General features: G+C 63.5%; 18 protein-coding genes. 2 read left to right on the top strand and 16 right to left on the bottom strand.

All coding sequences use genetic code 11. The annotated features are described in order from the left end of the window. Nucleotides 1–8 precede the first annotated feature (8 nt). The 15 genes from CDV49_RS08235 to CDV49_RS08165 form a co-directional block, all read right to left on the bottom strand. Nucleotides 9–662 carry an HK97 family phage prohead protease gene (locus tag CDV49_RS08235; protein ID WP_088215073.1) on the bottom strand — a complete coding sequence of 218 codons (654 nt, stop codon included), beginning with the start codon at nt 660–662 and terminating at the stop codon, nt 9–11. Continuing rightward, a complete protein-coding gene (locus CDV49_RS08230) occupies nt 637–1,881 on the bottom strand; it encodes a phage portal protein (protein WP_218821921.1) in 1,245 nt (414 codons plus the stop codon). The genes CDV49_RS08235 and CDV49_RS08230 overlap by 26 nt, the downstream gene beginning before the upstream one ends. 1 nt (nt 1,882) lies before the next feature. Beyond that, nucleotides 1,883–3,598 carry a terminase large subunit gene (locus CDV49_RS08225; RefSeq protein ID WP_088215072.1) on the bottom strand — a complete coding sequence of 572 codons (1,716 nt, stop codon included), beginning with the start codon at nt 3,596–3,598 and terminating at the stop codon, nt 1,883–1,885. Next, nucleotides 3,591–4,103: a resolvase gene (locus CDV49_RS08220; protein ID WP_088215071.1), complete on the bottom strand. Its 513-nt coding sequence runs from the start codon at nt 4,101–4,103 to the stop codon at nt 3,591–3,593. The genes CDV49_RS08225 and CDV49_RS08220 overlap by 8 nt, the downstream gene beginning before the upstream one ends. Before the next feature lie 105 nt (nt 4,104–4,208). Beyond that, nucleotides 4,209–4,562: an HNH endonuclease gene (locus tag CDV49_RS08215; protein WP_088215237.1), complete on the bottom strand. Its 354-nt coding sequence runs from the start codon at nt 4,560–4,562 to the stop codon at nt 4,209–4,211. Between the two features lie 181 nt (nt 4,563–4,743). Beyond that, nucleotides 4,744–5,367 carry a transcription termination/antitermination protein NusG gene (gene nusG / locus CDV49_RS08210; RefSeq protein WP_179209147.1) on the bottom strand — a complete coding sequence of 208 codons (624 nt, stop codon included), beginning with the start codon at nt 5,365–5,367 and terminating at the stop codon, nt 4,744–4,746. A 406-nt stretch (nt 5,368–5,773) separates the two neighbouring features. Next, nucleotides 5,774–7,621, bottom strand: a complete 1,848-nt coding sequence (locus CDV49_RS08205) for a DNA primase family protein (RefSeq protein ID WP_088215069.1) — start codon at nt 7,619–7,621, stop codon at nt 5,774–5,776. Further along, the gene (locus tag CDV49_RS08200) at nt 7,614–7,820 is read right to left on the bottom strand and encodes a hypothetical protein (protein ID WP_088215068.1); all 207 of its coding nucleotides are present in this window, start codon (nt 7,818–7,820) and stop codon (nt 7,614–7,616) included. The genes CDV49_RS08205 and CDV49_RS08200 overlap by 8 nt, the downstream gene beginning before the upstream one ends. After that, entirely contained in the window at nt 7,817–8,026 is a 210-nt protein-coding gene (locus CDV49_RS08195; RefSeq protein ID WP_088215067.1) for a hypothetical protein, read from the bottom strand. Before CDV49_RS08195 ends, CDV49_RS08200 begins: the two co-directional genes overlap by 4 nt. After that, a complete protein-coding gene (locus CDV49_RS08190; RefSeq protein ID WP_088215066.1) occupies nt 8,019–9,140 on the bottom strand; it encodes a DUF7146 domain-containing protein in 1,122 nt (373 codons plus the stop codon). Before CDV49_RS08190 ends, CDV49_RS08195 begins: the two co-directional genes overlap by 8 nt. A 5-nt stretch (nt 9,141–9,145) precedes the next feature. After that, nucleotides 9,146–10,213: a hypothetical protein gene (locus CDV49_RS20440; protein ID WP_088215065.1), complete on the bottom strand. Its 1,068-nt coding sequence runs from the start codon at nt 10,211–10,213 to the stop codon at nt 9,146–9,148. Then, a complete protein-coding gene (locus CDV49_RS08180; RefSeq protein WP_088215064.1) occupies nt 10,210–10,509 on the bottom strand; it encodes a hypothetical protein in 300 nt (99 codons plus the stop codon). The genes CDV49_RS20440 and CDV49_RS08180 overlap by 4 nt, the downstream gene beginning before the upstream one ends. Next, nucleotides 10,509–10,688 carry a hypothetical protein gene (locus tag CDV49_RS08175; RefSeq protein ID WP_088215063.1) on the bottom strand — a complete coding sequence of 60 codons (180 nt, stop codon included), beginning with the start codon at nt 10,686–10,688 and terminating at the stop codon, nt 10,509–10,511. Before CDV49_RS08175 ends, CDV49_RS08180 begins: the two co-directional genes overlap by 1 nt. Before the next feature lie 121 nt (nt 10,689–10,809). Beyond that, entirely contained in the window at nt 10,810–11,079 is a 270-nt protein-coding gene (locus CDV49_RS08170; RefSeq protein WP_088215062.1) for a hypothetical protein, read from the bottom strand. Nucleotides 11,080–11,150: 71 nt separating this feature from the next. Continuing rightward, entirely contained in the window at nt 11,151–11,381 is a 231-nt protein-coding gene (locus CDV49_RS08165) for a hypothetical protein (RefSeq protein WP_256947278.1), read from the bottom strand. 101 nt (nt 11,382–11,482) lie between these two features. Between CDV49_RS08165 and CDV49_RS08160 the strand changes: the two genes are divergently transcribed. Both CDV49_RS08160 and CDV49_RS08155 read left to right on the top strand, forming a co-directional pair. Further along, nucleotides 11,483–11,797 carry a helix-turn-helix domain-containing protein gene (locus CDV49_RS08160; RefSeq protein ID WP_179209146.1) on the top strand — a complete coding sequence of 105 codons (315 nt, stop codon included), beginning with the start codon at nt 11,483–11,485 and terminating at the stop codon, nt 11,795–11,797. Between the two features lie 195 nt (nt 11,798–11,992). After that, complete coding sequence (locus CDV49_RS08155; RefSeq protein WP_088215059.1) at nt 11,993–12,217, top strand: hypothetical protein; 225 nt, start codon at nt 11,993–11,995, stop codon at nt 12,215–12,217. A gap of 244 nt (nt 12,218–12,461) precedes the next feature. On the opposite strand, the gene CDV49_RS08150 is transcribed toward CDV49_RS08155, so the two are convergent. After that, nucleotides 12,462–13,064 carry a hypothetical protein gene (locus CDV49_RS08150; RefSeq protein WP_088215058.1) on the bottom strand — a complete coding sequence of 201 codons (603 nt, stop codon included), beginning with the start codon at nt 13,062–13,064 and terminating at the stop codon, nt 12,462–12,464. Between the last annotated feature and the right edge of the window lie 109 nt (nt 13,065–13,173).

Raw genomic sequence — 13,173 nt, 5'->3', positions numbered from 1 at the left:
ATGGGGCCTCAGCCCCGCAATGCGGCCCAGAACTGGTCCGCCTCACTTACCGCTGCGGCAGGATCCCCCTGCCCTTTCAGGTGAATGCGCGCGGCACGCTCCGCCTGCGAGTTCGAGAGGCCAAGTCCCTTGGCAAGCTTCTCGAACTCCCGCTCGGTCAGCCGGTCCCCGGCCGCGAGCTTATTGATGATGTCGTCGCAACCATCGGCTTTGACGGAAGAAATCCGGGCCCGCTCGTTCATCGGGAACGTGACGGGCGAAACCTCGTAGAGGTCAACCTTCTCCAGAAGCCGCATATTGCCGTCGGGCGCGGACTTGAGGGTCATGTATCCGATCGACAGGGCACTGAGCGCGCCCGCCTTCATGAGTGCGAGCACCTCGCGCGCCCGGGCAACCTCGAGCACGAGACGCCCCTTGGCGCGCAGCCCCTTGCTGTCCTCGGCCAGATCCTCCCAGACGCCGATCGGCTCGCTCGGGTTGTGGTTCCAGAGCATCTTGACGGTACGCCCGGTCTGCCGCGCTTTGGCGAGGCCTTCGACGAAGGCGCCCGGCATCACCTTGTCGCCGCCATTATCGACGTTGCCGAAGATCGAGGCATAGCCCTCGATCACGCCCTCGTCGGTCAACTCCTTCAGTTCAAGCGGGAAGGCTTTCGTTTCCATCATCGTCCTCCTGTCCCGCCTGCGTGATGGGGACGTTCTGCATCTGCATCCGTGGCACGTCGCCGCCGGGCACCGGCGCCAGGTTCTCCAACCCCCGGATTTCGTTGATCGTCATCGCCCCGATGTTCGCCATCGCGACGTAGAACGCCGACCGCGACACGCTGTCGCCGCGGAGCAGGCCTTCGAGGTTGAACTTGACGAATACGCCCTCGCCCCGATCCGCAGGACTGAGGAGCTGCTGCTGCACCGCCTGCTCAATCCGCTTCAGGCGGCGGCGCAGCGTGAACTTCTGGAACATGAGCACCTGTTGCTCGACGCTGGTCGGCCAGGCGGTGGAAGCCCCGGCATGGCCGATCATCACCGGCGGCACCCCGAAGAACCGGCAAATCTCCTCGACCGAGAACTGCCGGGTCTCCAGCATCTGCGCATCTTCTGGCGAAATGGCGATCTGCTGATACTCCATGCCCCCTTCGGCCATGAAGGGGCGACCCGCATTGATGGCGCCGATGTACTTTTCGGCGACGCGCTGCTCTGCCGTCGCGCGCTGTTCCGGGGTCAGCCACTCCTTGAACTTGATGACGGCGGAAGGACGCAGGCCATTGCGGAACGTGCGCGCCGCGGCCTGCTCGGTCGCGATCGCCCCGGACAGGCTGTTGCGCGCAACGGCAAGGGTGCCCATACCACCGAGAGGATCGCCGCCCGGACCCCGGATGTGCAGCACATCCCGATCGCGGAGCCGGTAGCTCTGGCCATCCTGCGACCACGAATATTCCAGCGGCCCGTCCGGAAGACGACGCACCGTGACAAAGTCCGGCCGCACCGGCCGCAAGGCGACGACCCTGTCTCCCGTGCGGATCACGCGTGCGTAGGCATTGCCCCACAACTCCAGCGACAGGCACATGAAGTCCCAGAAATCCACGGCTGTCTGGTCGTAGTTCGGCGTGTCGTGCAGGACGCGATAAAGCGGATGATCGTCGCGCACCTGAGCAACGCGGCCACCGCCACGATACACCTGACACGGTAGCGACGAGATCGTGCCCGAGATCAGATTCGCGCAGGCCCATGCCGCGGAAAGGCCGAGAGTCGAACGCTCATCGACCAGGACGCCGGCCTCTCCGACGCCGGAGCCCATGACATCCCGACCATCCGTCCAGGTGATGTTCGTCGCCGCCTTCCGCTCGAGGCCGACGAGCGACAGAGCGCGCGTGATCAGACCCACGTCAGGCCCTCAGCGCCGCGAAAAAGCCGTCCATGTTCTGACGGCTCTGATCCGCGGCCGGATTCAGAAACATCAGCATGGCCGCATTGAACGTCGCCATCAGCAGGTCGATCTTCGCTGACCCGGCCGCCTGCTTGGTCACCATGTAGTTGCTCCCCTTGAGCTCTTGTTTCGCGTTTCCGACCTGCCACTGCATGATCGGCTGACCCCCATGGAGCATGCTGCGGTCCTTCAGCTTCCGCGGCAGCGTGAGGACCGCCGCCTGAAGCTTCCAGCCCTGTCCGACCGCGGTGACGAGAGGCTGCGTCATGCCTTCCGCCGCGAGCGCATCGATCAGCGTCGCAACGCCGGCGCTGTCGAGACCGATACCGCTTTGCTCCGGGAACAGGCCCGCCAACTGGACCTGCTTGCAGATGGCGACGATCTCCGCCTCCTGCTGCTCCGCGCTCTCGCAGAACACGAGATCACCCTGCCGCTCGAAATCCCGAAGCCGCGGCACGATCTCCTTCCGGCGCTCGAGCACGTCCGCCTGTGCCAAGCCTCTCGCCCAGTGCCACCAGGCACGGGTTTTCCGATGCCGCGCGATGAGCCCGAGCCCCATCAGGTCGTCCAGTCCGCCGCCATCGATTCCCGCAGTGCAGACTTCGCATTCGTCCAACATGCGGTCAAAGGTGATGCGCGGGTCGGCTGTCCGGTCCCAATAGAGCGCCCCCGGCCAACGATCTGCATGAAGGCCGACCCCAACCTCCACGTTCAGGTGCTGAGACGCGATCAGCGCCATCTGATGCGGCCCATCGATCTCGGCCTTTTCGATCTCGCCCGCGATGTATCCCTCGGTCACCGACCGATTGAGGTTGGGATTCACCATCGACCAGGTCTTGCGGTCCAGCCAACCGTCATTAGCGGCCATCTCTGGCGGCAATTCGTAGAGCACGGGGAGCAGGGAACGGCGGATTTCTCCGTCACGCACCTTCCGGGCAATGGTCAGTTCCGACTTCCATACCCCCGCGGGAGGCGCCTTCGACTGCGTGGTGATCTGAAGCAGAAACCCGTCCGGGCGCTTCCCGAGCGAGCCCTTGATCTCGGCGAAGACATCGGCCGCCTTCGACATCTTGGCGAATTCGTGGGTCTCGTCGATCAGCGTGAAGGTCGACATCGCACCGGTGACCACCGAAGGATCGGCTGAAACGATCTGGATCCGGGAGGGCACAACCTCGTCGAGCTTGACGATCTCATTGCTGTAGGCCTTCGGATGGAACATGTCCGCGAGGCTGGGATCCAGCTTGATCATCCCCGCCGCCTGGCTGAAAGCGCGCTTTGCGATCTTCTGGCTCGGCGCGATCAGCATGAGTTCGGCGTTCGGCCGCTCGTTCATGATCGCCGCGACCAGGATGATGGCCGCTGCATAGGTGGTCTTCGCATTCCCCTTGGGAACCATCAGGAGGAATTCGCGGATCATCCTGATCTTGCGATCGGGGTCATAGCTCCCGAAAACCGCACGGACGAACCTGAAGATCCACTCGTCTCCGGCCTCTCCGAAGGTCCGGGCCCGCCCCACATCATCCGGAAGCCGGAGACGTTTGAAGATTGCCAGGGCCTTGTCAGCGACCGGGTCAAACAGCGGCAAGTCGGGGATCAAGGGCTCCCGCCTGACGATCCGCTCTTTCCAATCCGGCAGAGACGTATCCCAAAGAATATCCGTGGCAGCCTCAGCCATCGTAACGACCCGGCCTCAGCAAGCTGCCCCATTCCGAATCTGCATCTCCCGAGGCCAGGGCGTTGGCCTTCTTGCGTGCCACTTCACCTTTGCCGACGTAGCGCGAAGCGGGCTTCTCGTCGTCGTCCTGATCCGGGTTCTCAGAACCAGTGTTCATCATCTTCGCGGCGGCAAGTTTCTGATCGTTCTTGTCGATCAGCCGATCAAGCTGGCGCATTGCCCCGACGTTTCCGGCGAGCGCCAGCTCCATGGCCTGCTCCAGGCGTCTGGCTTCCAGACGGTCGCGCATCTGGTCGCGCACCTTGAGCTCGGCTCTAAAATACCGCTTCAAGGTGGCCAAAGAGATGGCGACGGCGTTGGCGATCCTTTGGTTCGACCAACCAAGTGCCAGTAACAGTTTGACTTTGTTACGATCTTTCTCAGTCGCCTCATAAGCGGGACGCCCCCGCTCACCCTTCGATGACCGAACTGGATTGCCGAACAGGTCGAAAACCACGTCATCCATAAAAAAAATCTCCGAATGAGGGGGACGCGGGTCCCGGCCCGACCGACCCCCGAACTTTGGACCCACCCCCCCTTTGCGGTGCCCGACCTGATGCGGGCAGGCGGGTCAGAGGCCGCGCCTCTCCTCGCGCTGCTTCGCGCCATCGTGGCACGCCTTGCACAGGCAAAGCAGGTTGGCCGGCGACCAGAAAAGGGCTTCATCGCCACGGTGTGCCTGCCGATGGTCAGCGACGAGGCGCCGAGTGTCGCCTTCGACGTGGCCGCACCGCTGGCAGGTGAACAGGTCTCGCTCCAGGACGATCCATCGGAGGTCCTTCCAGCGCGCCGTCTTGTACCACTTGCGCCAATGGACCGCCGCGTCCCGCATCCGGGACCGATCACGCTCCGATCCTTGCCCGATAGACGACAGACGGGACGGAGCAGCAGCAAGCCGAGAAGGCATCTGCTTCAGCTTACCCATTGCGACCCCCAGAAAAGCAAAAGGCCCCGAGGACATCCCTCAGGGCACATTGAACGCGGTCACAGACTCGGCGTTCTAACCGGTCCTCGCCGCTCACCCGCTGGGCGCTAGGCCCCACTAGGGGCGGGCATGCCAGCATAGAGCTATGGAGAGAGAAACTAAGCGACCATCGTGCTCCCTGTCAACACCGTCCAACGATGCCGATCAGATCGGCTGCATGGGTCTTGGTCGAGATCATCGCTCCGAACACGTTAACCCGAACCTTCGCGCCCCCATCGGCGAGCAACTCAACAACCTCGCAACGCATCCCAGAGAACGCTCCCTCTCGGAACAGGGCAGTTCCACCCGGGTGGACCGTGAGAGCACGACGGGTGGCCGACCGGATGGCGCGCCGCTCCTGCGCAGTCTCAGCGTCGATCTTTCGCATATCGTGAAGCGCTTGCAGATCGGAGGGCTTGAGGATCGCCCAAGAACCGGACAAGCGGTACATGAGCGCCCCCGTGATGCCGCAGCGCCCGACCAACCGATGGGGGACTGCCTCGCCCGGGAAACGGGCGAAGACATAGCCCGGCAGGTAGCGGCGCGCATATTCCCGCACCTTGCCCATCCGCCGCACCTTGTGCATCAGCACCGGGTGGAAGGCATAGACCCCGCGGCGCCTCAGCCATGCCTCCGCCTGATCCTCGCGCTGCGGCGCCACCCGCAGGGCATGCCACCGCGCCGGACCCGCACCGAAGACCGCCGCCAGATCATCACCGGCCCTCACCACATCCCCGACGCTCAGCCCGGTTGCGTTAAAATCCATATCTTGTGCCTCCGCTGGGTGATGTTTCGACATCTTGTTTTCGATTGTTGTTCGTAGGGACGTCAGGGACGACAGATGATTTTTCAGGGACGACAGGATGAGAGATGATAGGGAAGATAATCGCGTAAAATCAGTGTGATGCGCTTTATTAGGGACGACAGGGACGTGAGGGACGACGTTTCCACGCTACGCATGAAGAGCAATCCCCCGCACCCTTCGCCGGGTAACACACCACACGCGCGTGCGCGCATCGTCGTCCCTATCGTCCCTGTCGTCCCTGAGACCGACACAAGGCCCTGATTTCGCAATCTTTCCCCCGGACCCCTTCGCAAGGGACGTCGTCCCTCCACCGTGGTCGGGACGTCCCTGACGTCCCTGATTTTCTTCGAAAGCGGGGTGCGGGGCGTCACAGCAACTCACCAGACTTGCGGAATTCGGCGCGGGCAACAACGGTCTGATGCTCCTCGAACCGGGTCTTGAATGGCTCCAGAAGCGCGATGCCGTCGTAGTAGGCGTCCGAGGTCTTGCGCCGGGTGAACGTCTGGCCCGTGGCCGGGCTGCGCCACTTGCCCTGCTTGGCGCTCAGGCCGTTGAAGATGGTGCGCGGCTTCCACGCGCCCCGCCCTCCCTCGTCCAGCCAGTAGGCAAAGGCCTCCTGCAGCGCCTTGGCGCGCATGGAATGCTCGGGCTTGCCCGAGACGCCGCAGACCTGCGTGAGGAAGGTGGCCAGCGGATCGCTGTCCTCCCGGTACTCGGCCGTGGCGCTCAGCACCTGTTCGGGGATCTGCAGCCCATGGGCAAGGTAGTCGCGCAGGCCTTTGACAAGCCAGTTCATGATGCCGTCGCGCTCTGCGAACAGCTTCTCGCCCAGGTCCGGATCACGCTCATCGGGCGGTATCTGCACTTCGAAGGGCACGAGCATCACGCGGCGCCAGATACCATCGTCGCCACCCCGTATCTCCGGCCGGTGGTTGCCGGAAATCGTGAGCTTGAAGAACGGATAGACGGTGATGAAGTTCTCGTTCAGCGACCGGACCATGATCGGCTCACCGCCGGTCAGTTCTTTGATCAGGCCTTCCTGCAGCTGCTGGCCCTGATCGGGTTCTGAGGTCCGCACGAAGCGTGCCCCGATCAGCGGGACAAGGTCCGGTGTGGCATCACCGCCCCCGCGCCGGCTCCGGCCGGTGATCGACTCGATCTTGGCGGAGGCCGCGTAGTCGCCCATGATCCGGGCCATCAGGTCGACCAGCACGGATTTGCCATTCGCGCCGGCGCCATAGAAGAAGGCGAAGACCTGTTCGAGCGTCAGGCCGGTCATGGAATAGCCGAACCACCGCTGCAGGAAGGCCTGCATCTCACGCGACGGCTGGATACGGTTGATAAAGCTCACGAAGGTCGGGCACTTCGCGTCGGGATCAAGTCCGACCGGCATGATCTTGGTCAGCAGCTGGTCGCGGCTATGGTCGAACCGGTCCACAATGACCTTCGGCGGCGGGGCATACATCCCGCCATCCTCTTCGTCGTTCGCTTCGGTGCGAAATCGCAGCACACCGCCCAAAGTGTTGATCACCAGCGGATCGGCATCGAGGTCCTCAAGCGGGCGCGCGATGATCGCGCCGGCCTCGTTGATCATGTTGTTGATCGCGTTGCTGTTCCCGGCATTCTTGGCGTGGGTCAGGCGGCGTCCGATGGACTTGTCGCGTCGGTCCTTGATCTCCTTGCCCGCGGCGATCACCCGGTTCGCCAGGATCATCTGATCCAGCTGATCCGATGTGCGATCCTTCGCCGGGATCACGCCGATCTCATCGAGAATCGCCGCCATGTGCTCCGCTTCCGCGAGGACTTCCATCTCCGCTTCGGGCAGCACCATGTGGTCGATTTCGGCCTCGATCAGTGCCGTCATCCGGTGCGCGCGCCGGCGCACGGCGACGTCATCGGGATCGGCGATATACCGGGTGTCGTCCCAGACGAACCATCCGACCCGTTTGACGTTCACCAGATCATCGCCGAAGTGCACGATCAGCCGCTGGCCATTGCCGTGATCATTCAGCGGCAGGTCGACACATCGCGCCGCCGGAGGTTCGTCCCCCGCCTCCTCGTCATGGGGTGCGGGGCCATCTGGGGGCTCATCTCCACCCCTTCCGGCCTCCCGGCCCAAATCGTCAGGGTCCGTGGGGGATGTCAGGTCATCGGGAAGCTCCACATCCTCCGGATTGGACATGATCGAGCGCACGCTATCGACACGGTCAGTCATCGCGAGCCTCCCGGGGCCGGTTGGGATGCAGGTCACGCCAGAGCAGGTCGAGCTGATCGCGGTGCATCGCTCCGCGCGACAGCGCGTCATCGGTCCGCCCGCGCGCAAGGTCTACCACCGCTGCCATGCGGAAGAGGGTGGCGCGCCAGTCACCGCCGGAGGCCTGAAGAAATTCACGGGCAATCTGGTCAGCGCTCATAGCTTGAAGTCCATGAGGGCTTGGTATGCGCTCATCATGCGCGCAACGTCTTGAGAGGCGAGTGCTCGCTCAGCCTCGCTCAACTCGAACTGCATCATTGCGATGGCAAAGCTTCCGGTCGGACCGATGGCTTGGTACGCCGGAATGAAAACCTCCCGGATCTCCTTCATGCGCTTCGGCAGCGCATCAGCCAGCGTTTCACCCATTTTCCTGCCCCATGAGTACATCGTTGAGGTCCACGCCTTGCCCGGCATGGACGATCTGCCCTTTCAGGCCGGGGCGGAGGGCCATTGCGCGGCGCAGGCCTGACAGCAGCTGCGCCCGCGTCATGCGCGGCTCCGAATCCCCGTCCTGTATGAAGATCAGCCGCGCCGTGCCCGGCGGCGGCACAAATGCGTCGCGGTCAGTCAGGTCCGGGATGCCGGCATAGCGCAGGCCCTCGCCCAGCTTGCGGCTGCCCGCCATGTTGCCGAGACTGACCCCGGCCCAGTACCCGGCCCCGGGCGGCTCGCCCGCCACCAGCGCGGAGCACGTCGTCTCGATACCCTCGCCCATGATCATCACCGGCGCAGCCAGGGTCAGGCGGATCGCGCCACCCTTCACCGATCCCAGCGACTTCTTGACCTTGAGCGGCTCACCCGTCTGCGGGTGCAGGATCACCGGCTTGCCCTTCGGCCGGGACAGGTCGAGCCAGGTCCGATGCACCCCCTGAAACCGTCCATTCGGCGCCTGGATCGCGGCCAGCATCGCAGGCCCCCGATGGACCTCCACCCACTGGCGATCGACCTGCACGGTATAGGCAAGGTCGGGATGATACCGCAGGCACGCGGGCAGCCGCGGAAACCTGTCGCGCGGCACGCCGCGCAGGGTGAGGTAATCGCGCACCGGCGTATCTTCGGCCGGCCCACCCGCCGACCAGATGTCCCGCGCACCGGCGATGGCGCGCTGCCGCTCCGCCTCCGCCCGGGCCTCGTTGCGCGCCCGGTTCTGCTCCGCGCGCGCGATCCGCTCCCGCCGTTCCGCGTCCGACAGCCCCTCCCGCTCGCCACACAGCCAGGTCAGCGCCGCGGGAAAATCGAGGCCGAGCACGAACATGGCCAGATCGATATTCCCCCCGCTGCGGCCGCAATGGCGGCAGTTGAACACCCGCTTGCCCGTGTTGATGGAAAAACGGTCCCGGCCACCGCATTGCGGACAGGGTCCGGTCAGCTCCCGGGCCCCGGCACGCTTGAGCCCCTGTATCGCAAGGCGGTCGGCGATCTCGGCGATATCCATCGCCAGCGCCTCTGCCGGGCGCGGATCATCGGCAAAGCGGGTCATGACACTCAGGCGGCGATGCCGCGCGCCTCTTTCACCCGGTGACGCAACACCTTCATTAGGTCCGCCTGCCCGTCGATCGTCATATTGCCGCGGGCATCACGGATGCAGGCGGTCAGGTCCCGGAACCGTGCCAGCAGCAGCGGCGCATCGAGATCGAGGTCCAGCGCCAGAGCCGCGGTCTTGGTGCCGCGGGCAAAGCCCTCGACGATCTCCAGATCGATCTCCGCGTCAAAGCCCTTGCGGCCGGAAAGGCGCCCAAGCGTGTCCAGAATACCGCGCTGCGCAATCGTCAGCTGATGTTCCGCCGGCGGCGGCGGTGCGGGAGCCGGGGCCGGAGGCGCAGTGATCGCCCCCTCCGTCGAGGGCTTTTCCGGTGCCTCTGCCACCACCTTTGCCAGCCCCGCCGCCCGCTTTGCCCGCTCGCCCCGCTGATGCTCCACCGCTTTCTGCAGGCGCTCCTCGAGGCGGGAGCGCAGCCGGAAATCGCAGGCGTTCGCCGTGCGGCCAATGAGCGCCGCGGCCTTCTCCAACGCCGTCTTGCGTGTGTCCCCGGCCGCAAGACGATCCGCCACCAGCACGACGAGATAGGCCTCATCCTGCTCCGTCCACGGTTCCGGCTGGCTGACACTGGATACCGTGGCGCGCGGCCGCGGAGGCTCCCCGACCGGATCGGCGGCGGCAACTGCCTCCCCGGTCGGGGCTTCGGCGCGAGGGATCGCCTCGGGGCTTGCACCCGTTTCCGGCGTTGACGCTGCCGGTTCGGCGGGGGGACACTCCGCAAGACCATGGCGCTGCAGGTCCCCCGACCCGCCCACCATCCCGTGTGCCGCAAATGACCGCGGCTCATCCTCGACCTCCAAAAGAATCGGTCCCCCCAGGCCGTCGCGCTCCCCGGCGGCGGGCATGACCCATGCCGTCGTCAAGGTCGCGCGCTCTCCGGGCTGCAGGCTGATCCGGACCGCACCGCCATCCGACGCGGGCAGATCGGCCAGCACATCCGCCGCCTTTTCGACACCGGCGATGGACTTCCTGAAGGTTTTCAACTCGTCGATGCTCATGTCGTCCAGATTCATGGTCTGCCCTCGGGTTGCGCCGGCACTGGCACCCGTGGCGCCCACCAGCAGGGTTCAGTCAGATCGACCCCGAACGGGGCCCATGTCATGTCGCGGCGCCAGACGAGGCCCTCCGCCTCCAGCAGGTCCAGATCGGCACGCAGCAGCACACCGTCCCGCCCCAGCTCTGCCGCCAGTTCAGCCATCGTCCGCACCCCACCCACCGCGCGTAGATGGTCGAGCAACTGGGCGCGCAGCACGGCCAGATGGCCGATCCGCGCCGCGGCGCGACCCACGGGGGTGAAGGCGCCGGTCATCAGGCAGCCGGCGGATCAAACGGCTCGCGCGCCGTCGGCGCGGGCCACTGCACGCGGCTCGAAAACGGCACCACCACGCCCGACGTGTCCGCGGCGTCGCGGTCCATGGCGCGCGCGGCCTGACACAGCGCACAGTCGCATTCGTCATCCGCCGGCCTGCGGTCGGGATGGTCGGTCATTTTCTGCTCCCTGACGAAGATGAAGAATTCTTCACGCTTTTTTTGATCCGCACGGCCACCGCGCGCGCGAGACGCACGACGGTGAAGCCCGGGAGAATGATCACGCACTGCAGGATCCACATCAGCCCTCGATCCTCCGGGCGATGCGCTCGACGATTTCGAGATAGGCCGAGACGCGTTTGAAGGCCCATGCCGGCATGTCGTGTCGGCACTGGAGCCAGTTGATGACGGTCCGGTCCGTAACCTCGCCGCCGAGGAAATCCGCCGCCTTCCGCGCGACTTCGGCCTGGGAGGGCGACCGGAACACGCGGCGAATGAGGTTCGCATTCTCCTGCCGATCCTCATCGCGACCGACAGGCTTCTGTTCTGTCTGTTCTGAAGGACTTTTCACTCGAAACGCTCCATGATCGTCGCGTGTTGTGGGACCATGTAGCGAGTGAGGGGCGGCGGATGATTGGGATGTCATTCCGCCGCCTCGGTTTTTCCGGCAGCTGGGTTGGCCTGCATATACCTGCGCAACCTATCGGCGCTTTCCCGCAGCTTCTCCGAACGCCGCTTGAGCCGATCATAAAGGCGGGCGTCACCGAGCGCGTTTTGACATACCGTCGTCGGTTTCAAGCCCGCGGCGGCGCAGTAAGCATCAAGTTCAGCTATGATGATGTTCGGATCCATGATGCCGGTAGAATTTGGCATTTGCCAACATCTGTCAATGGGCAAATGCCAAATTGCTTTTGGCAATCGCCAAAGACTAGCTTGCTTCCATGGAATTGAGCCCTTTTGCCTCCAGAGTTCAGATGTTGCTTGCTGAGCGCGAGATGAATCTGTCCGAACTCGCGCGCGAGTTAGACGTGCCTTATCATCGCCTACAGCCATGGTTCAGGCGCCCTAAAGCGTTGCCAAAGGGGCCTGACCTCTACGCCATCGCGCAGTTCTTCAACGTGGATGAGGGATACCTACTGCACGGCGGGGACCGCCGCCCGTTCAATCGATTGGCGAGCCTTCAAGCCCGTGCAAAACTTCTCGATGAAGCAGGCCAGCGAGACCTAGCGAACTTCCTTGATTATCTTTTGGCGAGACAGGAAGGCTCAGATAAAGATCCAAGCAAGTGATGATGGCATCAAATTGCCCACTTGGCAGGAGCTCTGCCGCCGTACATAGCAATGCCTCATATTCTACGGTCACTCATTAACCCCTTATAATAATACCTATCTCATACACTGCAGCCATCTCGCATCGCTTTGTAGTGGGATCAGTGCCTGAGGACAGAAGAGGACCATCGTTACGATTCGGTTAAGGAATCCGGCATGAGCAACGACCCGATCACCAACCTGACCGAGCCCCTGAACGCGCTGGCGAAGGAAGAAGGCAGTTTCGAACCGGGCCGCGGCTATTCACCCGAAGACTGGGAAGCCGTGGACAGCCCGGAGGCCACGGATGAACAGTTGGGCTGCGCCAAGCCCTTCGCTGAGGCCTTCCCCCAGCTGGCCGAGAACTTCAAGCGCGGGCGTAATCATAGCGAGAAACCCTGACCCACTGCCATGAAAGCGCCGGGGACTCGACAGAACCCCCGGCGCCCATCACCATCGCGGTCACCACAACACTGACGATGGAGATTCGAATGACAGACAAAAAGACAAACGGCGGTGGGAGCAGGGTAGACTTTAACAAGGGAGCTTCCCCTAAGCCGTTGGGCCAGCCCTCCACAATACAGAACGGCGCATCACCGTCGAAGCTCGCATCACCCTCACAGCCACCAAAAAAGAAGTAACGAAGCTATTTCAACCGGATGTTCACGCGTACAACCTCGCTTGCGGGGATGTAGGTCATGCGGGTTCCCCACTCGGCATGGTGAACGTCCTCCCTCTGCTCTTCGCTTCCATCAGGAAGCTCCTCTTCTTCCACCGCCATAATGACTGACCCGTCACCGCCGAGGTATAGCCCCTCCCAAGGAGCATGCGAATAACTCTGTCGGTTGTTGAGATAGAGGGTTCGGCCGTCTCTGGTGTGGACTGAAATTTGTCCGACTTTTCTTTTCGTCTGGACGAGAGCGGCCCATGATCGGTGTACCCCGTCTTCCCGATGAACACCAAGCTTGCCAATCGCCCAAATGCAGAAGTCCCTCAACCAGGCGCGCCAAAAAAGCGCAACACAGAGCGTCGCCCCTATTGCACATGCGGCTCTCGACCAGTCCGACCAATCCTCAGGCTGTTGGAACACCAGAGTGGCCAGCACCGAGAAGGCCAGCGTGCCAAGAAATACATCTACCGCACTGTGGTCTTGCCGAAGGCCAGCATAAGCTACACCATACGCAAGGAATCCAGCGCCGACAGCTACTCGCGTCGCAAGCGACAATTCATAAAACGCGTCAAAAGTCATCTGCCACCTCTCCACGGGTAGATACCACGGCCCCTTGGGCCGTTGCGCGAAGTCGCGATGATCGGAACTTCAACAAAACACTTTCTTCTATAGCGCGACAATCTGGAAG

The sequence above is a fragment of the Haematobacter genomosp. 1 genome (assembly GCF_002196855.1).
Lineage (GTDB): Bacteria > Pseudomonadota > Alphaproteobacteria > Rhodobacterales > Rhodobacteraceae > Haematobacter.
The sequence above is the reverse complement of the archived record's forward strand: the minus strand, read 5'-3'. Positions and strand labels throughout refer to the sequence as shown.